25 protein-coding genes and 1 riboswitch are annotated in these 25,953 nt (G+C 72.6%); of the genes, 7 read left to right on the forward strand and 18 right to left on the reverse strand.

Annotated features, from left to right (window positions below; genetic code table 11):
* Window positions 1-145 precede the first annotated feature (145 nt).
* Both ABT160_RS28160 and ABT160_RS28165 read left to right on the forward strand, forming a co-directional pair.
* On the forward strand, window positions 146-925 hold the full coding sequence (locus tag ABT160_RS28160; RefSeq protein WP_351650648.1) for an alpha/beta hydrolase: 780 nt from the start codon (window positions 146-148) through the stop codon (window positions 923-925).
* On the forward strand, window positions 918-1,514 hold the full coding sequence (locus ABT160_RS28165; protein WP_351650649.1) for a hypothetical protein: 597 nt from the start codon (window positions 918-920) through the stop codon (window positions 1,512-1,514). The genes ABT160_RS28160 and ABT160_RS28165 overlap by 8 nt, the downstream gene beginning before the upstream one ends.
* Window positions 1,515-1,690: 176 nt before the next feature.
* On the opposite strand, the gene ABT160_RS28170 is transcribed toward ABT160_RS28165, so the two are convergent.
* The 6 genes from ABT160_RS28170 to ABT160_RS28195 form a co-directional block, all read right to left on the reverse strand.
* Window positions 1,691-2,446 carry an endonuclease/exonuclease/phosphatase family protein gene (locus ABT160_RS28170; RefSeq protein WP_351650650.1) on the reverse strand — a complete coding sequence of 252 codons (756 nt, stop codon included), beginning with the start codon at window positions 2,444-2,446 and terminating at the stop codon, window positions 1,691-1,693.
* 70 nt (window positions 2,447-2,516) lie between these two features.
* Window positions 2,517-3,458 carry an ROK family glucokinase gene (locus ABT160_RS28175; RefSeq protein ID WP_351650651.1) on the reverse strand — a complete coding sequence of 314 codons (942 nt, stop codon included), beginning with the start codon at window positions 3,456-3,458 and terminating at the stop codon, window positions 2,517-2,519.
* Between the two features lie 65 nt (window positions 3,459-3,523).
* Complete coding sequence (locus ABT160_RS28180) at window positions 3,524-3,976, reverse strand: DUF5304 domain-containing protein (protein WP_351650652.1); 453 nt, start codon at window positions 3,974-3,976, stop codon at window positions 3,524-3,526.
* A gap of 67 nt (window positions 3,977-4,043) precedes the next feature.
* Window positions 4,044-5,168, reverse strand: a complete 1,125-nt coding sequence (locus ABT160_RS28185; protein ID WP_351650653.1) for an ArsA family ATPase — start codon at window positions 5,166-5,168, stop codon at window positions 4,044-4,046.
* Between the two features lie 2 nt (window positions 5,169-5,170).
* A complete protein-coding gene (locus tag ABT160_RS28190) occupies window positions 5,171-5,620 on the reverse strand; it encodes an SRPBCC family protein (protein ID WP_351650654.1) in 450 nt (149 codons plus the stop codon).
* Window positions 5,621-5,736: 116 nt separating this feature from the next.
* On the reverse strand, window positions 5,737-6,504 hold the full coding sequence (locus tag ABT160_RS28195) for a metallophosphoesterase family protein (RefSeq protein ID WP_351650655.1): 768 nt from the start codon (window positions 6,502-6,504) through the stop codon (window positions 5,737-5,739).
* Window positions 6,505-6,759: 255 nt separating this feature from the next.
* Between ABT160_RS28195 and ABT160_RS28200 the strand changes: the two genes are divergently transcribed.
* Window positions 6,760-8,556, forward strand: a complete 1,797-nt coding sequence (locus ABT160_RS28200; protein ID WP_351650656.1) for an AMP-dependent synthetase/ligase — start codon at window positions 6,760-6,762, stop codon at window positions 8,554-8,556.
* Window positions 8,557-8,918: 362 nt separating this feature from the next.
* On the opposite strand, the gene ABT160_RS28205 is transcribed toward ABT160_RS28200, so the two are convergent.
* Window positions 8,919-10,061, reverse strand: a complete 1,143-nt coding sequence (locus tag ABT160_RS28205; protein WP_351650657.1) for a glycosyltransferase family 4 protein — start codon at window positions 10,059-10,061, stop codon at window positions 8,919-8,921.
* Window positions 10,062-10,203: 142 nt separating this feature from the next.
* On the opposite strand from ABT160_RS28205, the gene ABT160_RS28210 reads away from it, so the two are divergent.
* Window positions 10,204-11,454 carry a glycosyltransferase 87 family protein gene (locus ABT160_RS28210; RefSeq protein ID WP_351650658.1) on the forward strand — a complete coding sequence of 417 codons (1,251 nt, stop codon included), beginning with the start codon at window positions 10,204-10,206 and terminating at the stop codon, window positions 11,452-11,454.
* Window positions 11,455-11,461: 7 nt separating this feature from the next.
* Here the strand turns inward: ABT160_RS28210 and ABT160_RS28215 are convergent, their stop codons facing one another.
* From ABT160_RS28215 to ABT160_RS28235, 5 genes are all read right to left on the reverse strand, one after another.
* Entirely contained in the window at window positions 11,462-12,679 is a 1,218-nt protein-coding gene (locus tag ABT160_RS28215; protein WP_351650659.1) for a gluzincin family metallopeptidase, read from the reverse strand.
* 24 nt (window positions 12,680-12,703) lie between these two features.
* Window positions 12,704-13,732: a C40 family peptidase gene (locus ABT160_RS28220; protein WP_351650660.1), complete on the reverse strand. Its 1,029-nt coding sequence runs from the start codon at window positions 13,730-13,732 to the stop codon at window positions 12,704-12,706.
* 214 nt (window positions 13,733-13,946) lie between these two features.
* Window positions 13,947-14,975 carry a C40 family peptidase gene (locus ABT160_RS28225; RefSeq protein ID WP_351650661.1) on the reverse strand — a complete coding sequence of 343 codons (1,029 nt, stop codon included), beginning with the start codon at window positions 14,973-14,975 and terminating at the stop codon, window positions 13,947-13,949.
* Between the two features lie 257 nt (window positions 14,976-15,232).
* The gene (locus ABT160_RS28230) at window positions 15,233-16,597 is read right to left on the reverse strand and encodes an NYN domain-containing protein (RefSeq protein WP_351650662.1); all 1,365 of its coding nucleotides are present in this window, start codon (window positions 16,595-16,597) and stop codon (window positions 15,233-15,235) included.
* A gap of 37 nt (window positions 16,598-16,634) precedes the next feature.
* Window positions 16,635-16,877 carry a hypothetical protein gene (locus tag ABT160_RS28235; protein ID WP_351650663.1) on the reverse strand — a complete coding sequence of 81 codons (243 nt, stop codon included), beginning with the start codon at window positions 16,875-16,877 and terminating at the stop codon, window positions 16,635-16,637.
* Window positions 16,878-17,047: 170 nt separating this feature from the next.
* Between ABT160_RS28235 and ABT160_RS28240 the strand changes: the two genes are divergently transcribed.
* Window positions 17,048-17,770: a rhomboid family intramembrane serine protease gene (locus ABT160_RS28240; protein WP_351650664.1), complete on the forward strand. Its 723-nt coding sequence runs from the start codon at window positions 17,048-17,050 to the stop codon at window positions 17,768-17,770.
* Entirely contained in the window at window positions 17,767-18,048 is a 282-nt protein-coding gene (locus ABT160_RS28245) for an Lrp/AsnC family transcriptional regulator (protein ID WP_161699606.1), read from the forward strand. Before ABT160_RS28240 ends, ABT160_RS28245 begins: the two co-directional genes overlap by 4 nt.
* A gap of 78 nt (window positions 18,049-18,126) precedes the next feature.
* Here the strand turns inward: ABT160_RS28245 and ABT160_RS28250 are convergent, their stop codons facing one another.
* From ABT160_RS28250 to ctaE, 6 genes are all read right to left on the reverse strand, one after another.
* A complete protein-coding gene (locus tag ABT160_RS28250) occupies window positions 18,127-19,530 on the reverse strand; it encodes an aminotransferase class V-fold PLP-dependent enzyme (RefSeq protein ID WP_351650666.1) in 1,404 nt (467 codons plus the stop codon).
* Window positions 19,531-19,749: 219 nt separating this feature from the next.
* A riboswitch (SAM riboswitch) is annotated at window positions 19,750-19,867 on the reverse strand.
* Window positions 19,868-19,962: 95 nt separating this feature from the next.
* A complete protein-coding gene (gene trpD, locus ABT160_RS28255; protein WP_351650667.1) occupies window positions 19,963-21,027 on the reverse strand; it encodes an anthranilate phosphoribosyltransferase in 1,065 nt (354 codons plus the stop codon).
* Between the two features lie 136 nt (window positions 21,028-21,163).
* A complete protein-coding gene (gene qcrB, locus ABT160_RS28260) occupies window positions 21,164-22,783 on the reverse strand; it encodes a cytochrome bc1 complex cytochrome b subunit (protein WP_351650668.1) in 1,620 nt (539 codons plus the stop codon).
* On the reverse strand, window positions 22,780-23,835 hold the full coding sequence (gene qcrA / locus ABT160_RS28265) for a cytochrome bc1 complex Rieske iron-sulfur subunit (RefSeq protein WP_351650669.1): 1,056 nt from the start codon (window positions 23,833-23,835) through the stop codon (window positions 22,780-22,782). Before qcrA ends, qcrB begins: the two co-directional genes overlap by 4 nt.
* Window positions 23,832-24,641, reverse strand: a complete 810-nt coding sequence (gene qcrC / locus ABT160_RS28270; RefSeq protein ID WP_351650670.1) for a cytochrome bc1 complex diheme cytochrome c subunit — start codon at window positions 24,639-24,641, stop codon at window positions 23,832-23,834. Before qcrC ends, qcrA begins: the two co-directional genes overlap by 4 nt.
* A gap of 74 nt (window positions 24,642-24,715) precedes the next feature.
* Entirely contained in the window at window positions 24,716-25,336 is a 621-nt protein-coding gene (gene ctaE, locus ABT160_RS28275) for an aa3-type cytochrome oxidase subunit III (RefSeq protein ID WP_351650672.1), read from the reverse strand.
* Between the two features lie 200 nt (window positions 25,337-25,536).
* Here ctaE and ABT160_RS28280 point away from each other — a divergent pair, with 200 nt between their 5' ends.
* Window positions 25,537-25,938 (forward strand): DNA-binding transcriptional response regulator, encoded by a 402-nt coding sequence (locus tag ABT160_RS28280; protein WP_351650673.1) that lies wholly within the window; start codon window positions 25,537-25,539, stop codon window positions 25,936-25,938.
* Window positions 25,939-25,953 lie beyond the last annotated feature (15 nt).

The raw sequence follows: 25,953 nt of genomic DNA on the forward strand, positions 1-25,953 counted from the left end.
GCACAGACCTTAACCCGTGCGGGGCCCGCACTCCCGTGCACGAGCGCCGCGCGCGGTGCGGCGACGGCCCTGGTCGGTGTCAGTCCGGTCGCGTACGGTGAAGGCACCCTTGAGTCGTCCCTTCCCTCACGAACAGGAGACCCCGGTGCCGGTCCTTCCCGGAGCCGAGCCGTACCGCCATGAGGGCGGCGAGGTCGGTGTCCTTCTCTGTCACGGCTTCACCGGTTCCCCGCAGTCGATGCGCCCCTGGGCGGAGTACCTGGCCGAGCGCGGTCTGACGGTCTCCCTCCCCCTGCTCCCCGGACACGGCACGCGCTGGCAGGACATGCAGCTCACCGGCTGGCAGGACTGGTACGCGGAGGTGGACAAGGCCCTGCGGGAGCTCACCGCGCGGTGCGCGCGGGTCTTCGTGTGCGGGCTCTCCATGGGCGGCGCCCTGGCGCTGCGGCTGGCCGCCCGGCACGGGGACGCGGTGAGCGGGGTGGTCGTGGTCAACCCGGGGAACAAGGTGCACGGCCTGGCCGCGCGGGCGCTGCCGGTCGCCCGGCACCTGGTGCCCTCCACCAAGGGCATCGCCAGCGACATCGCCAAGCCGGGCTCGGTGGAGGTGGGGTACGACCGGGTGCCGCTGCACGCGGCGCACTCCCTGCGGAACTTCTTCCGGCTGGTCGACGGCGAGCTGCCGCAGGTCACGCAGCCGCTGCTGCTCCTGCACAGCCCGCAGGACCACGTGGTGCCGCCGGCCGACTCGGCCCGGGTGCTCGCCCGGGTGTCGTCCACGGACGTCACCGAGATCCTGCTGGAACAGAGTTACCACGTGGCGACGTTGGACCACGACGCGGAGCGGATCTTCGACGAGAGTCTCGCGTTCATCGGCCGCCTCGCTCCTGACGTCGTCGAGAAGGGGAGCACGACCGGTGGCTGAGCACGACTCCGAACAGCACGACTCCGAGCGGTCGGACCCGCAGGACCGCGACGGGCAGCGGGAGCCGCAGCCGGTCGACGAGGACGCGGCCTGGGCCGCGATCGTCGCGGGGTACGGGGAGGAGCCGCCGGACCCGCCGGGGGCCAAGCCGTTCAAGTCCGTGGAGAACCTGGCGGACCTCGCGGAGTACGAGACCAACGACGGGCCGGGCGACCGGGAGCGGGAGCCGGAGCGCCCGCTGGGCAGCTCGGTGGTGTTCGCGCCCGGCGTGGGCGCGTCCGGGCCGCGCGACTACTCGGTGGACGAGCCCAAGGACGAGGACCTCGGCGAGGGCGACGAGGGGCACTTCGTCCCGCCGGAGCCGCCGCCGCTGCCGGAGGCCGACACCACCGCCAAGTTCGCCTGGCTGGGCGTGATCGGCGGACCGGTGCTGATGCTGCTCGCGGTGCTGCTCCAGTGGGACATGACGTGGTGGCTGACCACGCTGTGCGTCGGCGGCTTCCTGGGCGGCTTCGCCACCCTGGTGGCCCGGATGCAGCACGGCGACGACGAGGACGACGGCGACCCGGGCCGGGGAGCGGTCGTCTAGGACCTGGTCCTAGGAGGCGGGCACCCGCGCCCAGCCCTAGGAGGCGGGCACCCGCAAGGCGGCCAGGACCGGGAGGTGGGCTGAGTCCCCCTCACGCCCCGCTCGCACCGCTCGGCGCCGGGGCGCCTCACGGGCTTCGTGGGGCTGCGCCGGCCTCCGGCCGCCGGGCCGGTGGCTCAGCTCGCGGGCACCCGCAAGGCGGCCAGGACCGGGAGGTGGTCCGTGGCCGCCTTCGTGTCGGCGGGCGGGAGGTCCAGGGGGACGCCGCAGCCCAGCACCTCGATCCCCGGGGTCGCGAACACCGCGTCGATCCTGCGGTCCGGGGCGTCCACCGGGAAGGTGTGCTCGCCGCCCCACGGCGCCGCCGCGCGGCAGTCGGTGAGCCGTGCGGAGAGCCGGGTGTACGCGCGCCCGCCCGGCCGCTCGTTGAGGTCACCGGCCGCCACCGCGTGCGGCACGTCCAGCGCCGCGAGCCCGTCGAGCACCGCGCCCGCCTGGGCGTACCGCTCCTCGGCGGCCAGGCTCAGGTGGCAGCTGAGGACGCCGAGCCGGGCGCCCCCGATCCGTACCACCGCCGTCGCCAGGCCCCTGCGGTGCAGGCCCGGGGTGAGCGGCAGCAGCACGTCCTCGCTGCGCTCCACGGTGGCCCGCAGCGAGCAGAGCAGCAGCGGCCCGGCCGCGGTCGCCCCGCCGGAGAGGACCACCAGCTCGCTCTTGGCGGCCAGCCGCGCCGCGTGCTTGCGCCAGCGGAAGAAGCGCGGCGCCTCCTGCACGCACACCAGGTCCGGGGCGCAGGCCCGGATCACCCGGGCGAGCGCGTCCTCGTCGTCGCGCATCGAGCGCACGTTGTAGCTGAGCACCCTGATCACCGCCGAACCGTCCGGTTCGGTACGGGAGTTGGGCAGCGTGCCGGGGAGCGGGCCGTGGTCCATGGGCCCAACATAGGCGAGTGCCCGCCGCGCCCCCAGGGGGCACGACGGGCACCGCGCGGTCCGGGTGGGCTCAGCCCTGGCGGGCCAGGTCCGCCGCGCCGACGAGCCCCGCCTTGTTGCCCAGCTGGGCGGCGAGGACCTGGGCGTGCGGGCGCCACTGGCCGCCGATCAGCCAGCGCCGGAAGGACTTGCGGATCGGGTCGAGCACCAGCTCGCCCTCGTCGGAGACGCCGCCGCCGACGATGAACGCGGACGGGTCGAACAGGGAGGCCAGGTCGGCCAGGCCCGCACCGGCCCAGCGGGCCAGCTCACGGAAGGAGTCGACGGCCACCAGGTCGCCCTCGCGGGCGGCCTTGGAGACGTGCTTGCCCTCGATGCCCTCGGGGGTGCCGTCGCCCAGGGAGAGCAGGAACTCGGCGTTCTCCGGGGTGGCGTTGGCGCGCTGGCGGGCGTAGCGCACCAGGGCGCGGCCGGACGCGTACTGCTCCCAGCAGCCCTGGCTGCCGCAGCCGCACAGCAGGCCGTCGGGCACGACCCGGATGTGGCCGAACTCCGCGGCGACGCCGAAGCGGCCGCGGCGCAGCTTGTTGCCGATGATGATGCCGCCGCCCAGGCCGGTGCCGAGGGTGATGCAGATGACGTCGTCGTGGCCCTGGCCCGCGCCGAAGCGGTACTCGCCCCAGGCGGCCGCGTTGGCGTCGTTCTCCACGACGACCGGCAGGCCCACGCGCTGCTCGACCTTGTCCTTGAGCGGCTCGTGGCGCCAGTCGATGTTCGGCGCGAACAGGACGGTGGCCCGCTTGTCGTCCACGTACCCGGCGGCGCCGATGCCGACGGCCTCGATGTCGTGTCCCTTGCCGGCCTCGGAGACGGCCGCGCAGATGGCGTCGACGATGCCCTCGGGAGTGGCCGGGGTCGGCACCTTGTGGGTGTCGAGGATCGCTCCGTCCTCGTCGACCACGCCGGCCGCGATCTTCGTGCCGCCGATGTCGACGCCGATGGTGAGTCCCATGTGTCCCTCAGTTTTCGGTCGTGCCCCGCTACGGGCCACCGTACCCGAGCAGGGGGGCGCCGCCGTCAGTCCAGGTCTATCTGCTCGCCCGCCGCGGGGCCTTCGTCCCGGCCCTTGGACCAGCCCTCGGACCCTTCGCCCGTGCCGGGCCGGTCGTGGGTCCAGCGCTTCTCCTGGCCCTCGACGGCGGAGCGGTAGGCGGCGAGCAGTTCGCTGCCGGCCGCGGCGAGGTGGTCGAAGACCTGCGGGTTGCGCTCGATGACGCGTTCACCCGCGGACCTGGCCTGGTCGATCAGCTGGTTGACGGCGCCCTGGGCGGCCATGCCGGGCAGCCCGGACTGGAAGCCGGCGACCTTCTCGGCGACCGCGTCGACGAGCTTGCGCAGCTCCTCGGCGGCGGAGCCGGGCTGCGGGCCGCGCTCGGCGCGGCGGCGCGCCTTCTCGGCCGCCAGGTCCTCGGCGCAGGCCTTGGCCCAGGCGTCCGCGTCGTAGGGGGGACGCTCGGTGGCATCGCTCATCGCGCACTCCTGAGGCAGGGCATCCGTACTTCGTACGCTCGACGGTACCCGAACGGCGGTACGGCGTTCAGCGCGTCCTCGGCCACAGATCGGGGTCGGGGGCGAACCGGACGCCCAGCACGCCGTCGACCAGGCCCGCCCCGGCGACCGTGCAGCGGCGCAGCACCGGCTCCAGCGGGACCACGCGGCGCAGCGGTCCGACGGTGAGCAGGAGTTCGTCGCCGCGCCGGACCAGCCCGAGCTCGCCCTTGGCGGCGCCGGGCAGCGGGACGTGCCACACCAGGACCCCGTCCTCGGCCCTGCGGTCCTCCACCCGCCAGCGGGCGTCGGGCACGGCGGGCTGGCCGCCGTCCTCCCAGAGCAGGGCCAGGTCGTCGGCGCCCTGCGGGTCGCGGCCCAGGTGCGGCACCGGGGTCACGACGGGGCAGGTGTCGCGCAGCTCGGCGAGGTGCTTGTCCTGCTGGGCGACGAGCCCGGCGAGCCAGGGGTCGGGCGTGTCGGCGGGCAGCACCCGGTTGGCGACGACCGCGTCCAGCGGGAGGCCGTGCAGGGCCAGGCCGAGGCGGGCGGTGCGCAGGGCGTCGGCCGCGGCGGGGCCCGGTTCGAGGACCAGCCGCACGGAGGTGCCGGGGTCGGCGACGACGGCCTGGACGGCGGCCAGCTCCTCGTCCCAGCGGGCGGCGGTCTCGTACAGCCACTGCGCGGGCATCGGGACCCCGGCGAGCTGGGCGAGTACGGGGCGCAGGGCGCGGGCGGCCCGGCGCTCGGGCGGCAGCAGGCGGCGCAGGTAGCGGCGCAGCTGCTCGGGCAGGGCGAGCAGGGCGAGGGCCTGGGGCACCGGCGGCAGGTCGACGACGACCAGGCCGTGGTCGCCGGACGCGGCCCGGCGTACCGCTCTGAGCAGGGCGAACTGTTCGCTGCCGGGGAGTTCGGTGAGCTCCTCCTCGTCCAGCCGGCCGGCGCCGAGCAGGTCCAGCGCGGTGCCCGCGCGGTCCTGGAGGGCGAGCAGCTCGCGGCGGAAGTCGGCGGCCGTGTCGACCCGCAGCACGTCGACGCCGGGCAGCGGTCCGGCCGGGGGGTGCTGCGCGACCAGGCGGACGCGGTGGCCGGCCCGGGCCGCCGCCAGGGCGGTGGCGGCGGCGACGGTGGTGCGGCCTGAGCCGCCGGGGCCGGTGACGAGGACGGTGCGCACGATCAGGCCTTCGGGCCGGACTCCACCCGCTTCTTCAGGCCGGCCAGCGCCCGGTCGATGATGACCTTCTCGGCCTTGCGCTTGATCATGCCGAGCATCGGGATCTTGACGTCGACGGTGAGCTGGTAGGTCACCTCGGTGCCGGTGCCGCCGGCGACCGGGGCGAGCCGGTAGGAGCCGTCCAGGGTGCGCAGCATCTGCGACTTCACCAGGGTCCAGCTGACCTCGTCGGTGCCGGTCCAGGTGTAGGCGAGGGTGTGGTCGTCCTTGATGGCGCCCGCGTCGAGCAGCAGCCGGACCTTCTCGGCGCGGCCGGCGGCGTCGGTGGCGAGCACCTCGGCCTCCTTCACCTCGCCCGTCCACTCCGGGTAGCGGGCGAAGTCCGCGATCACCCCCATGACCTCGGCGGGCGCCGCCTCGATCGTGATGCTCGAGCTGGTGTGTTCCGCCATCGCTGTGGCTCCTCCAGTACGACCCGCCGGGGGTGGTGTGTGTGGTGTGAAGGCTATCGCGTGCGCGGGCCGCCGATCTCCGGCGCCCGTGGGCCGGGGCCGGATCCCGGCCCCGCTCACCACTGGAGTACCCAGGGGCGGCCGGTCGCCGCGAAGTGGCCGACGTTGACGCACTCGGTGGCGCCGACCCGCATCCGGCGGGCCAGCGGCTGGTGGACGTGGCCGAACAGGGAGTAGCGGGGGCGGGTGCGGCGGATGGCATCGAGCAGGGCCCGGCTGCCGCGCTCGAAGCGGCGGGCCACGGTGTCGTAGGTGAGCTCGGGGAGTTCCGGCGGGATGTGGGTGCACAGGACGTCGACCTCGCCGACCGCCTCGACCTTGGCGGCGTACTCCTCGTCGGAGACCTCGTAGGGGGTGCGCATCGGGGTGCGCAGCCCGCCGCCGACGAAGCCGAAGACGAGGCCGCCGAGCTCGACGCGCTGGCCGTCCAGGACGGTGGTGCCCGCGCCGGCGTACTCGGGCCAGAGGGCGGGCATGTCGACGTTGCCGTAGGTGGCGTACGTCGGCGTGGGGAAGGCGGCGAACATCTGCGCGTACTGCCGCCGCACGGCCGACTCGATCGCGGTCCCCCGGTCGACGTCGAGCCCGGCCCACAGCTCCCGTCCCAGCTCACGGGCCTCGTCGAAGCGGCGTGCGGTGCGCAGCTCGACCAGCCGGTCGGCGTTCGCCACGCCGAAGAGGTCGGGGAAGATCCCGCGCGAGTGGTCCGCGTAGTCGAGGAAGAGGACCAGGTCACCGAGGCATATCAGGGCGTCCGCGCCGTCGCCCGCCTTGGCCAGGCCCTCGGTGTTTCCGTGCACGTCGCTGACCACATGGACTCGCATGCCCACACCTTAGGGCGTCGGACCTGCGGTTACTTCCGAGTCTTCAAGGGTGTGGACTACTGTGCGCGGAGCACCGCCACATATGTGTGACGCACGGAACATCTGGCCAGAACCCCCTATCCGGAACCGAGTACTGGTGGGTAACGTCCGGGCAGTCCAGTCGTGCTCACCCCCACGAGCACCTGCCCGATCTTGGACCGCAGCCGGTGCATCACACAGAGCCGTGGCGCCGGCGCCCGATGAGGAGCAGCAGTCTTGCGCGAGTTCAGCCTTCCGGCCCTGTACGAGGTCCCCACGGACGGCAACCTGACGGATCTGATCCGCCGCAATGCCACGCAGCACCCAGAGGTCGCCGTCGTCGCCCGCAAGGTCGCCGGTGCCTGGGCGGACGTCACCGCCACCCAGTTCCTGGCCGAGGTCCGCGCCGCCGCCAAGGGCCTGATCGCCTCCGGCGTGCGCCCCGGCGACCGGGTCGCCCTGATGTCCCGCACCCGCTACGAGTGGGTCCTCCTCGACTTCGCCATCTGGACCGCGGGCGCCGTCACCGTGCCGGTGTACGAGACCAGCTCGGCCGAGCAGGTCCAGTGGATCCTGGGCGACTCCGGCGCCGTCGCGGTGCTGGTGGAGAGCGATGCGCACAGCGCCGCCGTGGAGTCGGTGCGCGACCGGCTGCCCGGGCTGCGCGACGTGTGGCAGATCGACAAGGGCGGGGTCGACGAGCTGGTCGCCGCCGGGGCCGGGGTCTCCGAGGAGACCGTCGACGAGCACAGCGCCGCCGCCAAGGCCGACGACCCGGCCACCATCGTCTACACCTCGGGCACCACCGGCCGCCCCAAGGGCTGCGTGCTGACCCACCGCGCCTTCTTCGCCGAGTGCGGCAACGTGGTGGAGCGGCTCAAGCCGCTGTTCCGCACCGGCGAGTGCTCGGTGCTGCTCTTCCTGCCGGCCGCGCACGTCTTCGGCCGGCTGGTGGAGATCGCGTCCGTGATGGCGCCGATCCGCCTCGGCTGCGTACCGGACATCAAGAACCTCACCGACGAACTGGCCTCCTTCCGGCCGACGCTGATCCTCGGCGTGCCGCGCGTCTTCGAGAAGGTCTACAACTCGGCGCGGGCCAAGGCCCAGGCCGACGGCAAGGGCAGGATCTTCGACCGGGCCGCGCACACCGCGATCGCCTACAGCCGCGCGCTGGGCACCCCGCAGGGCCCGTCCCTCGGCCTGAAGCTGCGGCACAAGCTCTTCGACAAGCTGGTGTACGGCAAGCTGCGCGCCGTGCTCGGCGGGCGCGGGGAGTACGCGATCTCCGGCGGCGCCCCGCTGGGCGAGCGGCTGGGCCACTTCTACCGGGGCATCGGCTTCACCGTCCTGGAGGGCTACGGCCTGACCGAGTCCTGCGCGGCGACCGCCTTCAACCCCTGGGACCGGCAGAAGATCGGCACGGTCGGCCAGCCGCTGCCCGGCTCGGTGGTGCGCATCGCCGACGACGGCGAGGTGCTGCTGCACGGCGAGCACCTCTTCACCGGCTACTGGAACAACGAGGCGGCCACGGCCGAGGCGCTGGCCGACGGCTGGTTCCACACCGGGGACATCGGCACCCTCGACGAGGACGGTTACCTCGCGATCACCGGCCGCAAGAAGGAGATCCTGGTGACGGCGGGCGGCAAGAACGTCGCCCCGGCCGTGATCGAGGACCGCATCCGGGCGCACGCGCTGGTCGCGGAGTGCATGGTGGTCGGCGACGGGCGCCCGTTCGTCGGCGCGCTGGTCACCCTCGACGAGGAGTTCCTGGGCCGCTGGGCCGCCGAACACGGCAAGCCGTCCGACGCCACGGCCGCCTCGCTGCGCGACGACCCGGAGCTGCTCGCGGAGGTGCAGCGGGCGGTGGACGACGGGAACGCGGCGGTGTCGAAGGCGGAGTCGGTGCGCAAGTTCCGCGTCCTGCCGAGCCAGTTCACCGAGGAGGCGGGGCACATCACGCCGTCGCTGAAGCTGAAGCGGAACGTGGTGGCGAAGGACTTCGCTGACGAGATCGAAGCGATCTACCACCCGTAACCAAGACTCCGGGCCACCCGGAGACCCCTCGGGCCCGCCCGGGGAAACCAGCCGTTCCAGCGCTCGGGCCCACCCCGCGATTCCAGCCCGTCCGGCGCTTGAGGACGGACCCGGGGCACGACCTGCCGAGGTCAACTCCCCGCCCCTCTCGCCGCCGGGGGCTTTCGGGAAGGGGCGGGTAGGGGACTTCCCAAGCCCGCACCCCGGGTCCCCTCAGGTCCTCGTGGGCCCGGGCCCAAGACACGTACCCCACCCCACCCCTTCCCGAAAGCCTCCGGCGGATACAGGGCCCGGTCCTGGGGGCCAGCCCCCAGACCCCCGCTCCTCAAACGCCGGAGCGGCTGGACTGGAGGCGTGTGCGGCTACAAGAGTTCCTTCAGGCGCTCCGCCAGGAGGTCCCAGCGCCATTTCTCCTCGACCCAGGCCCTCCCCCTCTCCCCCATCCGCGCCCTCAGCTCCCCGTCACCGAGCAGGGTGACGACGCGCTCCGCCGCCTCCTCGGGCGACCCGCCGCGCACCACCCACCCCGTCTCCCCGTCCAGCACCGCGTCCGGCGCCCCGCCGGAGTCCCCCGCCACCACCGGCAGGCCCGTGGCGGACGCCTCCAGGTAGACGATGCCGAGGCCCTCCACGTCCAGGCCGCCCCGGCGCGTGCGGCACGGCATGGCGAAGACGTCCCCGGCGCCGTAGTGCGCGGGCAGCTCCGCCCACGGCACCGCCCCGGTGAACCGCACGGAACCGGACACGCCGGTCGCCACCGCCAGCTTGCGCAGGTCCGCCTCGTAGGGGCCGCCGCCCACCACGAGCAGCACCGCGTCCGGCACCTTCCGCAGGATCGCGGGCATCGCCTCGATCAGGGTGTCCTGGCCCTTGCGCGGCACCAGCCGCGAGACGCAGACGACGACCGGGCGGTCGGTGAGGCCGAGCCGGGCCCGCACGGCGTCGCCGCCGGAGCCGGGGTGGAAGGTCTTCTCGTCGACGCCGGGCGGCAGCTGGACCATGCGGGCGGCGGCGGCCGGGGTGAGGGCGGAGGCGATCCGCGAGCGGGTGTACTCGCCCAGGTAGGTGAAGGTGTCGGTGCCCTCGCCGATGCGGCGCAGGAGCTGCCGGGCGGCGGGCAGCTGGGCCCAGCCGGCCTCGTGCCCGTGCGTGGTGGCGACCAGCCGGGTGGCCCCGGCGCGGCGCAGCGCGGGCCCCATCAGGCCCAGCGGGGCGGCCGCCCCGAACCACACCGAGGTGCACCCGTGCTCCCGCAGCAGCTCCACCGCGCGCCGGGTGACCCGGGGGGTGGGCAGCAGCATCGTGGTGCGGTCGCGCACGACGGTGAACGGCTGTTCGGCGTCGAAGGCGGCCGTCGCCTCGGTCCCCTCGCGGCCGCGCTTCCAGGTGGAGGCGTAGACCACGATGTCCGAGGGGTCCAGGCGCAGCGCCATGTTGTGCAGGAACGCCTGGATGCCACCGGGCCGGGGCGGGAAGTCATTGGTCACGATCAGCGTCTTGTGCATCGCCGCAGACAGTACCGCGACGCGGCCGGGAACCGGCCATGCCTGATCGCCCTCTCCCCTCCCGGCCGGGCATCATGTGCGCGGACACCGCACGCACACGACAGCCGACACTCGACCACGACCCACGACCCACGGGGTGGAAATGACGGACGCGAAGGGCCTGAGAGCCCCGGTCGCGACCTGGGCCGCGACCCGGACCCTGCTGCTGCTCTGCGTCTTCAAGGTCCTGGTGCTCCCGGGCCCGGACGTCACCAGCGACATCTCGGTGATCTACCAGGGCTGGTACGAGGTGCTGAGGACCGGCACCTATCCGCTGGACGACGTCACCTGGCAGTACCCGCCGGCCGCCGCGCTGGCGGTGCTCTCCCCCGGGCTGCTGCCCTTCCTCGACTACGCCTCGGCCTTCTTCGTACTGGCGTTCCTGAGCGACGCGCTGGTCTTCGGGCTGCTGCTGCGCACCGGCCGCAGGCGGGGCCGCTCGCTCCGGGGCACGTGGGTGTGGGTGGCGGGCGTGCCGCTGCTCGGCCCGACCGCGTACGCCCGCTACGACCTGATGGTCACGGCCGTCGCGGTGGCGGCGGTGCTGGCGGCGGTGCGGCACCCGCGCGCGCTGGGCGCGCTGGCGGCGTTCGGCGCGGTGCTGAAGGTGTGGCCCGCGCTGGTGCTCGCGGGCACGGCGCGCGGCCGGGCGACCCGCCGGGCCTGGGCGACAGCCGCGGCGGTGGGCGCGGCCCTGCTGCTGCTGTTCTCGGCGGCGATGCCGGGGGCGCTGGCGTTCCTGACGTTCCAGCGGGACCGGGGCACCGAGGTGGAGTCGCTGGGCTCGCTGGTCTTCCACGTGGCCCGGCACTTCGGCTGGGAGGGGCAGGTGCTGCTGAACTACGGCTCGGTGGAGTTCATCGGCCCGTACGTCCCGCTGGTGAGCACGCTGGCGATGGTGCTGACGGCCGTCGCGTTCGGCTGGCTGCTGCTGTGGCGGCTGCGGGCGCGGGAGTTCGGCACGACCACGGTGGCCGACGCGGCGTTCTGCGCGGTGCTGCTGTTCACCACCACCAGCCGGGTGATCAGCCCGCAGTACCTGATCTGGCTGGTGGGCCTGGCGGCGGTGTGCCTGGTGTACCGCTCCAGCCGGATGGAGCGCCCGGTGCGCCTGGTGCTGCTCGCGGCGGGCATGACGCTGCTGGAGTTCCCGATCTGGTTCTCGCACGTGGTCGACAGCGACCCGCTGGGCCTGGTGCTGCTGCTGGCGCGCAACGGCCTGCTGGTGGCGGCCTCGGTGAGCGCCTGCCGGGTGCTGTGGCGCCAGACGGTCGCCGAGCCGCGCCGGGCGGCGCGGGAGGCGGCGGGGGTGCCGGCCCAGGCGTCCGACGCCAAGGAGCTGCTGTCGCGCTGACGGCGGCTCAGCCGAGCCGGTCGCGCAGGTAGTCCCGCCAGCGCTCGGTGAACTCGGGCGGCGTGGTGCCCAGGACGTCCGCGAGGGCCTTCTCCACCGCGCCGTCCCGGCTCGGGTGGGCGCCGACCGCGCGGTAGAACGCGGTCAGCTTCTCCTCGCCCCACTCGTCGGCGATCAGCTCGCAGGCCAGCCAGCCGCCCTCGTAGGCGCGGGCCAGGGCGTCCGCGTCGCCGCCGAACGCGAAGTCGTGGTCGGTGGGCAGCTCGGCGGGCCCCCGGCCGTCCCGGACCGCGCGGCGCAGCTCGGGCGCGGCCTGCCCGGCGCCACGGCCCGTGTCGCGGTAGGCGGCCCAGTCGGCGAAGCCCTCGGAGAGCCACATGGGCGTGGACGGCGAGGTGGCGGTGCGGGTGGCCACGTGGGCCGTCTCGTGGGTGAGCACGATGCGCTGGCCGAAGTCGCCGAGCATGCCGTACGCCTCGGGGTTGACGATCACCCGGTCCGCGGGCGCGTCCGGCGCGCCGCCGGTCTCCCCGGTGGTGACGGCCGCGATGCCCCGGTAGCCGGCCGGCTCCGCCCCGAGCAGGGCGCCCATCGCGTCCAGTGAGGCGGGCACCAGGACCACCACGCGCCCGGCCCAGCTGCCGGGCCAGGCCGCCGACACCGCGGGCACCGCCGCGTCGGCGACGTCGGCGATCCCGCGCAGCCGGGCGGAGGGCTGGCCGACCCCGAGGACCAGGCTGCGCTCGCCCCGTACCACCTCGATGTCGCCCTGCTGCCAGAGCTGCTGGGCGGCGCCGTCGGCGGGCCGGTCCCCGCTCACGTACCAGCGTCCTGACCGCTCCACCAGGGTCAGCCGCCGGGTGGTGCTGACCGGACCGGTGTCGTACCCCTTGATGCGGTAGCTGAGTTCGGCGTCGGCGCTGGCCCGGGCGCCGTCGCGGCGCACCCCGGTCAGCCGGTAGGCCCAGGAGCCGAGCGGCAGGTCGGCGAGGTTGTCGAAGTCGCGCAGCTCGCGCTCGCGCAGGCCGCGGGTGGCCGGGTCGGCCTCGGCGAGGTAGGCCGCGGAGTCGTGAGCGAGGACGGCGGCGGCCCGGCGGTCGAGCACGGTCTGGATCTCCGCGCGGCCGTCGTCGGCGGTGCCGGGGGCCGCGCAGCCGGACAGGGCGAGCAGCATCGCCGCGAGGGTGCCCGCCGCCGTCCTTGGTCCTCGCCCCTGGTCCGCCATTCCCCCGATCGTACGGTCAGCGGCTCACACGCGCGTCACCGAGGAGATCGGCATCATCCCCACGGGGTCGTAGCGCACCGGCGCGCCCGGGTAGGGGGCGTGGATCACCTGGCCGTTGCCCGCGTACATCCCGATGTGGCTGGCGTCGTCGCGGTAGGCGACCAGGTCGCCGGGCTCGGCGTCGGCGAGGGAGACCTGGCGGCCCGCGTAGCGCTGGGCCTGCGAGGTGCGCGGCAGGCCGACGCCCGCCTGTCCGTAGGACCACTGCATCAGGCCGGAGCAGTCGAATCCGGACGGGCCGTTGGCGCCCCACACGTAGGGGCGCCCCACGGCCTGCCGGGCCGCCATCAGCGCGGCGGCCGCCCGCGACGAGGACGGCGCCTGGCCGGACAGCGGGGGCAGCGCGGTGCGGCCGGAGCGGGAGGCCCGGTCGATGGCCTCGCGCTCGGCGGACGGCAGCGCGTTGAGCAGCCGGCGCGCCTCGGCGAGCTTGCCCTCGACGACCCGCTTGTGGCGGGCCACCGCGACCCGGGTGCGCTCCAGTTCGGCGAGGTCCCGCATGGCCTCGGCGCGCTCCTGGTTCAGGGCCCGCTGCTCGCGCCGGAGTTCCTGGAGGTCGTCGGCCTGCCGCTCGCTGACCCGCTCCAGGGTGGCGGCCTTGTCCAGGTAGCTGTCGGGGTCCTCGGAGAGCAGCAGCGCGAGCGCGGGGTCCATGCCGCCCGAGCGGTACTGGGCGCCCGCCACCGAGCCCAGCGCCCCGCGCATGGTGTTGATCCGCTCCTGGGCGCGGGCCATCTTGTCCTGGCTCTGGGCGACCTCGCGGCGCAGCTGCTTGGCGCGGTCGTCGGCCTTGTTGAACCCCTCGGTGGCCTGTTCGGCCTGCTCGTAGAGCCGGTCGACCTTGGCGCGGGTGGCCTCGGTGCTGTCGCGCGGGTCGGCGCTCGCCGGGGCGGCGCCGAGCGCGGCGGCGGCGGTCGCGGCCGCCGCGGAGAGGACGGTGACCGTCGCGCCCCGGTTGAGGCCGGGCTGCGGGGGTCGGCGGTGCGACGCCACAGTTCGCTCCCTTACGGCTCGTACGCAGGTCTGTCAGGCGGCAGACAGTAGCCGGACGAACACGCGGCGGCCAAAGACCGTTCCGGGCACGCAAAGTGACGCCCCGCCAGTGACCACAGGTCACCGACGGGGCGCGGCGTCAGCGGGGTGCGTCGTAATTCGCCCGATTGGGCGGCCTTTACGACGTGTCGCGGGGGACGGTGCGGGAAGGAGGTCAGATCCGCCGGGCGCCGTAGAAGCTGCCCAGGTAGCTCATCTTCTCGTAGCGGACGGAGGCGCCGGGCTTGGGGGCGTGCAGCACCATGCCGTTGCCCGCGTAGAAGCCGACGTGCGCGAGCCCGTTGAAGAACACCAGGTCGCCGGGGGCCAGCTGGCTGAAGCTGACCGGGCTGCCGTCGTTGATCTGGGTGTAGGTGGTCCGGGTTATGGAGACCCCGACCTGCCGGAAGGACCACTGGGTGAGGCCGGAGCAGTCGTACGAGTTGGGGCCCTCGGCACCGGACACGTACGGCTTGCCGACCTGGCTGGCGGCGGCCTGCAGGGCGGCGGCGCCGCGGCCCGAGCCGGGCTTCTCGTTGCCGAGGTTCACCCGCTCGCCGGCGTCGCGGCTGGCGCGGTTCTCGTCCTGCTGCATCTTGGCGCGCTCGGCGGCGGTCAGGGTGTTGAGGAGCTTCTGCGCCTCGGCGAGCTTGGCCTGGAAGGACCGCTTCTTCTCGCCCAGCGTCTTGCGGACGTCCTCGAGGTCGGAGAGCTTGCGGGTGGCCTCGGCGCGCTTCTGCGCCAGGGTCCGCTGCTTGGCCTGGATGGTCCCGAGGGCCTCGGCCTGCTTGGCGCCGAGCTGGTCGATCGCGGAGGCCTTGTCGAGGTAGGTGTCCGGGTCGGCCGAGAGGAAGAGGGCGATGGACGGGTCCAGGCCGCCGGAGCGGTACTGGGCGCTGGCCACCGAACCGATGCCGTCGCGCAGGGTGTTGAGCTCGGCCTGGCCGCGGGCGACCTGGTCCTGGAGCTGCGCCACCTCCTTCTGGAGGGTGGTCTGCTTCTCCTTGGCGCCGTTGTACTCCTCGGTGGACTTCTCCGCCTGGTGGTACAGCTCGTCGACCTTGCTCTTGACCTCGTCCTTGCTGGGCTTGGACGGCGCCGCGCTGGCGGCCTGCGAGCTGAGCGCCACGGCAGCGGCGGCGGTCGCGGTCAGCACGGTCACGCGGGTACGGCTCGGCTGCTTGGGTCGACGGTGGGACGCCACGAAGGACGGCTCCTTCTTCCTCAGAGCCGCCGAACTGCGCGGACGTGGCGGCCCCTTCGCTTGACACCCCGGATGGATGATCTACCGCGCGAAGGTTCGAGCCATGACCTTAGTGACCGAGTTGTGATCGGTTCAAATCCTCATGCGAAAAATCAGGCTCATGAAGCGCACTTTTTACAGTCGTCACACGCGCAGTGATGGCCACTTGACCGTGTGTCGGTCAGGAGTGCCGCCAATCCGGTCATTGCGCGCAGGAGTTACGAGACGCGCGAAAGCCGCTTCAGCAGCATCAGGGACGCCACAGGGCGCGCCCCCGCCTTGGCGACGCCGTCGGCCACCTCGCGGTCGGTGGAGACCACGATGACCGGCCGCCCCGGCGGCTCGGCCCGCACCAGCTGGCGGATCAGCTCGTCGGCGGTCACACCCGCCTTGGAGAACAGCACCCGCACCCCGCGCGGCGGCGCCAGCAGCACCGGCGCGGCCAGCTCCGCGCCGTCGAAGACGCAGGTGACCTCGGCACCGGTCTGCGCGGCCACCATGGCGAGCCCGCCGAGCAGCCGCAGCCGCTGCTTCTCCAGCGGCATCGTCGGGTAGCCGGTCTTGGTCACGTTGTAGCCGTCCACGACCAGGTGCGCCTGCGGCAGCGCGAGCAGCTGGTCCAGGAGCGCCGGGTCGGTCTCGGACAGGGCGCGGGCCGCGATGTCCTTGGGCGACATCCGGCCGGGCTCCACCGCGTCGACGGTGTCCGCGGGGCGCACCGAGGCGGGCGGCAGGGCCAGTTCGCGGCGCAGTCCCTGGGCCGCGTCGAGCACGGTGTCGAGCAGCAGCCGCAGCCGCATGTCCTCCACCGAGCGGCCCTCGCGGGCGGCCCGGCGGGCCGACTCCACGCTGGCCTCGGCCTCGCCGAGGCGGGCCTTGAGCCGCCGGCCCTCGCTCTCGGCGGCGGACACCTGGGCGGCCGCCTCGGCCCGGATGCCGTCGATCTCCTCGTGGCTGCGGCGCAGTGCCGCCTCACCGCGCTTGACGTCGGCCTGGGCGCTGCGCAGCTTGCGCTGGAGCGACTCCGCCTCGCGCCGGGCCACGTCCAGGTCGGCGCGCAGCCGCTCGGTCTCGGTGCGGGTGTGCGCGCGGGCGTCGGCCAGCTCCTCGCGCAGCCGCTCCAGCTCGCGCCGCCCGGCCTCGTCGGCCCGCTCGGCGTCGGCCCGCTGGGCCTCCTCGCCGGCCGCCGCGACGAGCTTCACCCAGCCCGCGGGGCGCAGTACGTAGGCCGCCGCCGCGACGTCCTCGGGGTCGGCGGCGGCGGGCGGGGAGCCGGCCTCGACGGCCCCGGCCAGCTCCGGCTGGGTCTCCTTGAGCCGCTCGCCGATCCGCTGGCGGAAGAGCGGGTCGCCCTCCAGCGCCGCGGCCATCGCGTTGCCCGCGAACTTGGCGCGGCGGCTCGGCGTGAACCGGGCGTACTGCCGCAGCTGGGACGGCAGTTCGGCGACCGTCAGGCCGCCGAACGCGTCCGAGACGAGCGCGACGACCCGGCGCCGCACCCCTTCGGGCAGCGGTCGGTCGAGCGCCTCGGCGGCGTCGCCGGCCGAGCCGGCCGGTTCGGCGCCGCTCTCCGGCTGCTCCACGATCCGTCACCCCACAGTTGTCTTGCGCGCCGCCCGCTCAGGAGCCGGCGCCCGGCCTGTCCACCAGTTCGATCTGGTCCACCGCGTTGCACCAACGGCAGCGCACCGACTCGATGGTCTCACTGACCACCTCGCGCTCCTCCACCTTGGGCTCCCCGGCCAGGTCCAGATGGACGTACTCGACGACCTTGGACGAGCGGGTCACGTCGAAGCGGGTGAGGTTCCCGCACAGGGTGCAGCGCCAGCGGGTCTCGGCGGTCGGCAGGGGTACCGTCGTCATGGATCGCCGTCCTCTTTCTCGTACGAGCGCCGTGCGCCGTACCGGAATGCGTGAGCCGCGGTGCGCCGTCGAACTGCGGATGTCCTGCCCGCAACCCTACGGCCTCACGGCTGCCCCGTGTGCGGCGAGGCGCCCTGTCCCGCTCGGTCCCGTTACGTCATGCTCTGATCATGATCGATTGGCGGCGGGCGGCCCGGGCGGCCGTGCACGGACCCTCGGTGACGTACGGCGTGATCGCCCTGTGCTGCGCGGTGTTCCTCATCAGTCCGCTCTCGGGCCTCAACCCGGTGTACGGCACCGGGGACGCCCTGCTGGCGGCGCAGGACGCGTACTTCCGGCGCTGGGGGGTGGTCCCCGCGGAGCTGATGAACAGCGAGCCGCACGCCCTCGTCACCCCGCTGACCGCGCTGTTCGTGCACGGCAGCTGGCTGCACCTGCTCGGCAACATGCTCTTCCTCTACGTGTTCGGGGCGATGGCCGAGGAGCGCATGGGCCATCTGGAGTTCGCGCTCTTCTACCTCGGCTGCGGTTACCTCGCGCTACTCGCCTACGCCGCCGCGCACGCCCACTCCGCCCAGACCCTGGTGGGGGCCTCGGGCGCGATCTCGGGGGTGCTCGGCGCCTTCCTCTACCTCTTCCCCAAGGCGCGCGTCACCAGCCTCTTCCCGTTCCTCTTCTTCCTGCCGCTGCGCTTCCCGGCCTGGATCGTGCTGGTCTTCTGGTTCGTCCTGCAGTGGCTGGCCGCGCGGACGGCGGGCAGCGGCCCGGGCGTCGCCTACCTGGCCCACCTGGTGGGCTTCGGCGTCGGCTTCCTCTACGCCTGGGGGCGCTTCCGGGGGCGGGCTACAGTGAAGGCCCAAGCAGCGGCGCCCGAGGGAGAAAGCCAACCGTGATCACCGCGATCGTGCTCATCAAGACCAGCGTGGACCGGATCCCCGAGATCGCCGAGTCGATCGCGGCGCTGGACAGCGTCAGCGAGGTCTTCTCCGTCACCGGTACGTACGACCTGATCGCGATGGTCCGGGTGGCCCGCCACGACGACCTGGCCGACGTCATCCCCGGCCGCATCAGCAAGATCCCGGGCGTCGAGGGCACCGACACCCACGTCGCGTTCCGCACCTACTCCCAGCACGACCTGGAGGCGGCCTTCGCGATCGGCCTGGACTCCTAGGCCACGGGAGAACGCCCGAAGGCGCCCGGCACGTCACGTGCCGGGCGCCTTCGTCGTCGTACGGGTACGGGTACGGCCTCAGCCGCGGTCGGGCACGCAGCGCCCGTCCTCGGTGCGGTAGTTCCAGCGGGCGCCGTCGCGCACCAGCTCCTTGACGGCGCGCACGAAGCGGTCCAGGTGCTCGTCGGGCGTACCGGCACCGAAGCTGACCCGGATCGCGTTGAGCGAGCGCTCCCCCGGCTCGGCGTCCGGCGCGCCGCACTCGCCCTGGTCGCCCGGCTCGCCGCCGAGCAGGGTGCGCACCAGCGGGTGGGCGCAGAACAGGCCGTCGCGCACGCCGATGCCGTACTCGGCCGAGAGCGCGGCGGCGAAGTGCGAGCTGTTCCAGCCCTCCACCACGAAGGAGATGACGCCCACCCGCGGGGAGTCGTCGCCGAACAGCGAGAGCACCCGCACCTCGGGCACGTCCGCGAGGCCCGCGCGGACCTTGGCGATCAGGTGCTGCTCGCGCTCCACCAGGGAGTCGAAGCCGGCCTCGGTGAGGGCGCGGCAGGCCGAGGCGATGGAGTAGACGCCGATCACGTTGGGCGAACCGGCCTCGTGGCGGGCCGCGCTCTGGTGCCACTCCACGTCCACGCCGCCGTCCTCGGCCCGCGCGACCTTGCGGGTGGCGCCGCCGCCGGCCAGGTAGGGGTCGGCCTCGCGCAGCCAGTCGGGCCGCCCGGCGAGCACGCCCGAGCCGAACGGCGCGTACAGCTTGTGGCCGGAGAAGGCGACCCAGTCGACGTCCAGCTCGCCGATGTGGACCGGGTGGTGGGGCGCGAGCTGGGCGGCGTCGAGCACGATGCGGGCACCGTGCGCGTGAGCGGCCGCCGCCAGCTCGCGCACCGGCCAGAGCTCACCGGTGACGTTGGAGGCACCGGTGACGCAGACCAGGGCGGGGCCGTGGGGCTCGCGCGCGGCGAGGGCGCGCTCCAGGGTCTCCACGGCCTGCCGGGGGGTGCGGGGGGCGTTGAGGTAGGTGACGCGGGCGCCGCGCCAGGGCAGCAGCGAGGCGTGGTGCTCGGTCTCGAAGACGAAGACCTGGCAGTCCGCGGGCAGCGCGCGGGCCAGCAGGTTGAGCGAGTCGGTGGTGGAGCGGGTGAAGACGACCTGGTCGTCGGGGCGGCAGCCGAGGAACTCGTGGACGGTCCTGCGGCTGTTCTCGAACAGGTCGGTGGAGAGCTGGGAGAGGTAGCCCGCGCCGCGGTGCACGCTGCCGTAGTACGGGGCGTAGGCGGCCACGTCGTCCCAGACCCGCTGCAGGGCCGGGGCGCTGGCGCCGTAGTCCAGGGCCGCGTAGCTGACCTCGCCGCCGGTGACCAGCGGGACGGTCACGTCGCGGCCGAGGACCGGGAGCGGGGCGGCACAGCAGGGCTCCTCGGAAGCGGCGGCAGCGGCGGAGTCGGCGGTGGCGGCGGCGTCGTTCAGGTACGCGGACATGGCGGCATCTCCCGGCAGGACAAGGCGAATGGAGGCGTGGGGACCCCGCGGCACGACTGGGTACGGCTCGACTGCCGTACGGCACACGGGTGTTGCTCGACGCACGGCGACAAGGAGGGCCGTACGGAGGAGGGGTGGAGAAAGGGGCCGAGGGGCCCTATCGCATTCGCTTGCTCACGAGACTGCTCCCTTGAGGACCAGGACCCCAGGGCATGCAGGGGTCCGCGCTTGCCGTAGACCTCGCTGCCTACGGCCTGGTCTTCACCCGGGGCACCCCGCCACGGACGGAGGGTTGCCGGACAGCGGGCCGGGGCCTAGATCGCTGTCACTCATGACCTTGCCAGGAGTATGGCACAGACGAAGATCGCGCCCAACCGGGGGTCCACATCGTGGACCCCCGGCCGGACGCGACCGGCGTGCGGGGAGGGGCGCTCAGGCGTGGGTGGCGGCGACCCAGCGCTCCAGGGCCGCCCGCGCGGCGCCGGAGTCGATGGACTGCGCCGCCCGCTCCATGCCCGCGCGCAGCTGGGCGGCCAGGTCGCCGGAGCCGGGCTCCAGGGCGACCAGCGCCGCCGCCGAGTTGAGCAGCACCGCGTCCCGTACCGGCCCCCGCTCCCCCGCGAGCAGCCGCCGGGCCACGTCGGCGTTGTACGAGGCGTCCGCGCCGCGCAGCGCCTCCACGGGCACCAGGTCCAGGCCCACGTCGCGCGGGTCGAAGACCTGCTCGCTGACCGCGCCGTCGCGCACCACCCAGACCCGCGAGGTGGCCGTGGTGGTCAGCTCGTCCAGGCCGTCGTCGCCGCGGAAGACCAGCGAGGAGTTGCCGCGCTCGGCGAAGACCCCGGCCACGATCGGCGCCATCCGGGGATCGGCGACGCCGACCGCCTGGGCCTTCACCCGGGCCGGGTTGGTCAGCGGGCCCAGCACGTTGAAGGTGGTGCGGATGCCCAGCTGGCCGCGGGCGGCGGCGACGTGCCGCAGCGCCGGGTGGAACCTGACCGCGAAGCACATGGTGATCCCGGCCTCCACGGCGACCTCGGCGACCCGGCTCGGGGTCAGGTCGAGGTTGACCCCGAGCTTCTCCAGGACGTCGGAGGAGCCGGAGGCGGAGGAGGCGGCGCGGTTGCCGTGCTTGACGACCCGGACGCCGGTGCCGGCCACCACGATCGAGGACATGGTGGAGATGTTGACGGTCTTGGCGCCGTCGCCGCCGGTGCCGACGATGTCCACGCAGGGCCCCGCCACGTCGATCACGTTGGCGTGGGCGTACATGGTCCGTACGAGACCGGTGATCTCCTCGACCGTCTCGCCCTTGGCCCGCAGCGCCACCATGAACCCGGCGATCTGGGCGTCGGTGGCCTCGCCGCGCATGATCCGGTCCATCGCCCAGGCGGTGTCGTCCGCGCTCTGGTCCTGGCCCCTCAGCAGCGAGTCCAGTACGCCGGGCCAGGAGCGGCCCGCCGCGGTGTCGCCTCCAGCGGGGTGCACAGCGCCCATGGTCGCTCCCGGGTGTCGTCCGTACGGATGTGAGGGCTTCCACCCTATCGAGCGCCGGGTACGGCAAAGAGCCCCGTCCGGTGAATGGACGGGGCTCTCGCCGTGGCGACCGACAGGTCAGGTGGTGCTCAGGGGATCAGTGGTGGCCGTGGCCGCTGGTGATCTCCTGGTACTCCTCGGCGGTCGGCTTGGAGATCTGGTTCCCCTCGCCGTAGTAGCCCTTGCTGAGCTTGACCCGCAGCTTCTCGGAGCGCTTCACCTTGCGCTCCACGCCGTTCTCGTCGACCGTGGCGCCGATCTCGGCGGGCGCGTACTGCTCGTGCGCCGTGAGCTTGTAGCGGGCGCCGGGCTCCAGCTGCTCGTGGACCTCGACGAACTCACCGTGCGGCAGGCGCTTGATGATGCCGGTCTCGCGACCGTGCAGCACCTTGTCCCGGTCCCGGCGCTGGAGGCCGAGGCAGATCCGCTTGGTGACGATGAACGCGATGACCGGGCCGACGAAGAAGAAGATCCGTACGAACCAGGTGATCGAGTTGATCGACAGGTGGAAGTGCGTGGCCCAGAGGTCGTTGCCGCCACCGACGAGCATGACCATGTACGCGGTGATCCAGGCGACGCCGAAGGCGGTGCGCGTCGGAGCGTTGCGCGGGCGCTGCGCGATGTGGTGCTCGCGCTTGTCGCCGGTGATCCAGGACTCGACGAACGGGTAGACGCCGATCGCGGCCAGCACCAGCGGGAAGACCACCAGCGGGATCATCACGCCGAGGACCAGCGTGTGGCCCCAGACGTTGATCTCCCAGCCCGGCATGACGCGGATCAGGCCTTCGGCGAAGCCCATGTACCAGTCGGGCTGGGCGCCGGTGGAGACCTGGTCCGGGCGGTACGGGCCGATGGCCCAGATCGGGTTGATCGAGGCGATCGCCGCGATCACCGCGATCACGCCGAAGACCAGGAAGAAGAAGCCTCCGGCCTTGGCCATGTAGACCGGCAGCAGCGGCATGCCCACGACGTTCTTGTTCGTGCGGCCGGGGCCCTCGAACTGCGTGTGCTTGTGGTAGAAGACCAGGATCAGGTGGGCCACCAGCAGGCCGAGCATGATGCCCGGGAGCAGCAGGATGTGCGCCGAGTAGAACCGGGCCACGAAGTCGCCGCCGGGGAACTCCCCGCCGAACAGGAACATCGACAGGTACGTGCCGACGACCGGCACGGACAGGATCGCGCCCTGCATGAAGCGGACACCGGTGCCGGAGAGCAGGTCGTCCGGGAGCGAGTAGCCGGTGAAGCCGGTGAACATGCCCAGGAAGAACAGCAGGAAGCCGAACAGCCAGTTGATCTCGCGCGGCTTGCGGAAGGCGCCCGTGAAGAAGACGCGCATCATGTGCACGAACATGCCGGCGATGAAGATCAGCGCCGCCCAGTGGTGGATCTGCCGGATGAGCAGACCACCGCGGATGTCGAAGCTGATCTTCAGGGTGGAGGCGTACGCCTCCGACATCAGCTGCCCCTGCATCGGGATGTAGCTGCCGTGGTACTCCACCTCGTTCATCGACGGGTGGAAGAACATCGTCAGGTACACACCCGTGAGGATGATGATGATGAAGCTGTAGAGGCAGATCTCACCGAGCATGAAGGACCAGTGGTCCGGGAAGATCTTGCGCATGTTGGCCTTGGCCAGGGAGTAGATCCCCAGGCGGCCGTCGGCCCAGTCGGCCACCCGCTCGCCGGCGGGTGCTTTGCGCTTGTCGTTGGTGCTCATCCGCGCTCCCAGAAGGCAGGACCGACGGGCTCTTCGAAGTCGCCGAGCGCTTCGAGGAAGCCCTCGTCATTCACGCCGATCCGCAGCTGCGGGAGGGCGTGGCCGGCCGGGCCGAAGATGACGCGGGCGCCGTCGGAGAGGTCGAAGGTGGACTGGTGGCACGGGCAGAGCACGTGGTGCGTCTGCTGCTCGTACAGGGAGATCGGGCAGCCCACGTGGGTGCAGATCTTCGAGAAGGCGACGATGCCCTCGTGCGACCAGTCCAGCTCGCGCTTGTCCTTGATGTCGCCCGGCTGGAGCCGCACGATCATCAGGGCCGACTTGGCGATCTCGGTCTGGAAGTTGTGGTCGTCCTCCTTCAGGCCCTCCGGCATGGCGAAGGTGAGGGAGCCGACGGCGACGTCCTCGGGACGCAGCGGCTGGTGCGTGTTCATGTTGATCAGCTGCTTGCCCTTGCCCCACAGGGTGGAGCGGAGCTTCTTCTCCGGCAGCGGACCGAGGTCACGCAGCAGCACCACGCCGGAGAGCGGCACCAGGGCCAGCGCGCCGAACATGGTGTTGCGGATCAGCTTGCGACGGCCCATGCCGGACTCGGCGGCACCGGCCGCGAAGTCCGCCATGACCTTCGCCTTGACCTCGGGAGAGGCCTGGATCTCGTGGCGGTCGTCGGCGATCTCCACGTCCGACATCAGCGTGCGGGCCCAGTGGACCGCGCCGGCGCCGATGCAGAAGAGGGCGATACCCAGCGTCCAGCCCAGGGCGAAGTTGAGCGCGCTCACGTGGCCGAACGGCCAGATGAACACGATCTTGTCGACCGGGAAGATCACGTAGGAGGCGATGAAGGCGACGGTCGCCAGCATCGACAGCGTGAACAGGAACGCGACCACGCGCTCGGACCGCCGGGCAGCCCGCTCGTCGATGTCCTGGATGCGCGGCTTGTGGGCCGGCAGCCCCGGGTCCGCGAACGGGTCGTCGTGGACCTCGACCGCGCCGTGCGCGGTGCCCTGCTCTACCGGCAGGTTCTTTTCGTTTTGGCTGTCTTGGCTACTCATGACTTCTTGGCCTTAGCGGTGTGGGCCGCGACCCAGATGGCGACTGCGATCAGAGCGCCCAGACCGAAGATCCAGCCGAACAGGCCCTCGCTGACGGGGCCGAGGCCACCGAGCTTGAGGCCGCCGGGGCTCTCCGACTTGTCACCGTTCACGGTCTGGACGTACGCGATGATGTCCTTCTTCTCCTTCTCCGGCATGGTCGTGTCCGGGAAGGAGGGCATGTTCTGCGGGCCCGTCTGCATCGCCTCGTAGACGTGCTTGGGGTCCACGCCCTCGAGGCTCGGGGCGAACTTGCCCTTGGTCAGCGCGCCGCCCTCGCCGGTGAAGTTGTGGCACTGGGCACAGTTGGTGCGGAACAGGTCGCCACCACGGGCGATGTCGGCACCGTCGGGGCTGTACTGCTGCTCGGTCGGCGTGATCGGACCGGCGCCGAGGGAGGCGATGTACGCCGCCAGCTGGTCGATCTCGGCCTGCTTGTAGATCGCCTTCTTGCGCGGCACCTGGGCGCCGGGCTGCTGGGCGGGCATGCGGCCGGTGCCGACCTGGAAGTCGACGGCCGCGGAGCCGACGCCGACCAGGCTGGGGCCGTCACTGGTGCCCTGACCGCCGGTTCCGTGGCAGCTGGCGCAGCCGACGGTGTAGAGCTTCTTGCCCTCCTCGATGGCGAGGGACTGGGCGGTTTCATCGGCCTGTGCCTTGCTCGCGGGCGCGAACGCGGCGTACAGCCCCCCAGTGGCCGCCAGCGCGAAGAGTAGGACGACGACCGCCGCCAGCGGATGGCGTCGTCGTGCGGAGAGCTTTTTCACGGATTACCCCGGTGTCAGGATCTTCTGCGTCGATGCTTGCTGGATGGTCGGTGGGCCGGACCCCGGCGCCCCGACTACTTGATCATGTAGATCGTGGCGAAGAGGCCGATCCAGACGACATCGACGAAGTGCCAGTAATAGGACACGACGATGGCGGCGGTTGCCTGCTCGTGGGTGAACCTCTTGGCCGCGTACGTCCTGCCCAGTACGAACAGGAAGGCGATGAGACCGCCCGTCACGTGCATGCCATGGAAGCCGGTGGTCAGGTAGAACACCGAGCCGTACGGGTCCGAGGACAGCGAGAGGCCGTCCTTCTTGACCAGCTCGGTGTACTCGAACACCTGGCCGCCGATGAAGATCGCACCCATCACGAACGTGATGATGAACCAGGTCCTGAGCTTCTTCACGTCACCGCGCTCGGCGGCGAAGACGCCGAGCTGGCAGGTGAGTGAGGAGAGCACCAGGATCGTGGTGTTGGTGGCCGAGAACGGGAAGTTCAGGGCCGAAGCCTTTTCCGCCCAGAACTCGGCACCCGTCACCGATCGCAGGGTGAAGTACATCGCGAAGAGGGCCGCGAAGAACATCAGCTCGGAACTCAGCCAGATGATGGTTCCGACGCTGGTGAGGTTCGGTCGATTGACCGACGGGTGCGCGTGCCCGGTATCTACTGTCGTTGCTGTCGCCACGACCGACATTATGTCGGTCGCTTATCTCGCGCTCACTCCGGGGGGTGCCGTTCGGAGTGTCAGGCCCGTATGCGCTGCCCGAACGGCCCATCGAAGCGCTGTCCGAACCGGTGTTGACAGGGTGTCGGACGGAGTAGCATCCGCGCATCGGTTCTTGAACCGTCCTGACCCACGCACGCCGACGTCCGCCGACGCACCACGGAGGAACGATGCAGCCGACCGCCACGGTCCTGGTCTACAGCGACGACGCGAACACCCGCAGGCAGGTCCTGCTGGCGTCGGGGCGCAGGCCGGCCGCCGACGTTCCCCCGGTCGAGTTCATCGAGTGCGCCACGCTGCCGGCCGTACTGGAACGGCTGGACGAGGGCGGCATCGACGTGTGCGTGCTGGACGGCGAGGCCGTACCGGCGGGCGGCATGGGCGTCTGCCGCCAGATCAAGGACGAGGTCTTCCGCTGCCCGCCCGTGCTGCTGCTGATCGGGCGCCCCCAGGACGCCTGGCTGGCCACCTGGAGCCGGGCGGACGCGGCGGTGACCCTTCCGGTGGAGCCGGTGCAGCTGGCGGACGCCCTGGCGGGCCTGCTGCGGACCCGGCTCTCCGTCCAGGCGTGATCTTCACGACATGAC

Source organism: Streptomyces sp. NPDC001941 (assembly GCF_040296945.1).
Taxonomy (GTDB): domain Bacteria; phylum Actinomycetota; class Actinomycetes; order Streptomycetales; family Streptomycetaceae; genus Streptomyces.

Excerpts from the sequence above, each read along its gene's own strand:
- ABT160_RS28170 (WP_351650650.1), bottom strand. The coding sequence starts at position 2,446 with ATGGACCACGGCCCGCTCCCCGGCACGCTGCCCAACTCCCGTACCGAA.
- ABT160_RS28175 (WP_351650651.1), bottom strand. The coding sequence starts at position 3,458 with ATGGGACTCACCATCGGCGTCGACATCGGCGGCACGAAGATCGCGGCC.
- ABT160_RS28180 (WP_351650652.1), bottom strand. The coding sequence starts at position 3,976 with ATGAGCGATGCCACCGAGCGTCCCCCCTACGACGCGGACGCCTGGGCC.
- ABT160_RS28190 (WP_351650654.1), bottom strand. The coding sequence starts at position 5,620 with ATGGCGGAACACACCAGCTCGAGCATCACGATCGAGGCGGCGCCCGCC.
- ABT160_RS28195 (WP_351650655.1), bottom strand. The coding sequence starts at position 6,504 with ATGCGAGTCCATGTGGTCAGCGACGTGCACGGAAACACCGAGGGCCTG.
- ABT160_RS28205 (WP_351650657.1), bottom strand. The coding sequence starts at position 10,061 with ATGCACAAGACGCTGATCGTGACCAATGACTTCCCGCCCCGGCCCGGT.
- ABT160_RS28210 (WP_351650658.1), top strand. The coding sequence starts at position 10,204 with ATGACGGACGCGAAGGGCCTGAGAGCCCCGGTCGCGACCTGGGCCGCG.
- ABT160_RS28215 (WP_351650659.1), bottom strand. The coding sequence starts at position 12,679 with ATGGCGGACCAGGGGCGAGGACCAAGGACGGCGGCGGGCACCCTCGCG.
- ABT160_RS28235 (WP_351650663.1), bottom strand. The coding sequence starts at position 16,877 with ATGACGACGGTACCCCTGCCGACCGCCGAGACCCGCTGGCGCTGCACC.
- ABT160_RS28240 (WP_351650664.1), top strand. The coding sequence starts at position 17,048 with ATGATCGATTGGCGGCGGGCGGCCCGGGCGGCCGTGCACGGACCCTCG.
- ABT160_RS28250 (WP_351650666.1), bottom strand. The coding sequence starts at position 19,530 with ATGTCCGCGTACCTGAACGACGCCGCCGCCACCGCCGACTCCGCCGCT.
- trpD (WP_351650667.1), bottom strand. The coding sequence starts at position 21,027 with ATGGGCGCTGTGCACCCCGCTGGAGGCGACACCGCGGCGGGCCGCTCC.
- qcrB (WP_351650668.1), bottom strand. The coding sequence starts at position 22,783 with ATGAGCACCAACGACAAGCGCAAAGCACCCGCCGGCGAGCGGGTGGCC.
- qcrA (WP_351650669.1), bottom strand. The coding sequence starts at position 23,835 with ATGAGTAGCCAAGACAGCCAAAACGAAAAGAACCTGCCGGTAGAGCAG.
- ctaE (WP_351650672.1), bottom strand. The coding sequence starts at position 25,336 with ATGTCGGTCGTGGCGACAGCAACGACAGTAGATACCGGGCACGCGCAC.
- ABT160_RS28280 (WP_351650673.1), top strand. The coding sequence starts at position 25,537 with ATGCAGCCGACCGCCACGGTCCTGGTCTACAGCGACGACGCGAACACC.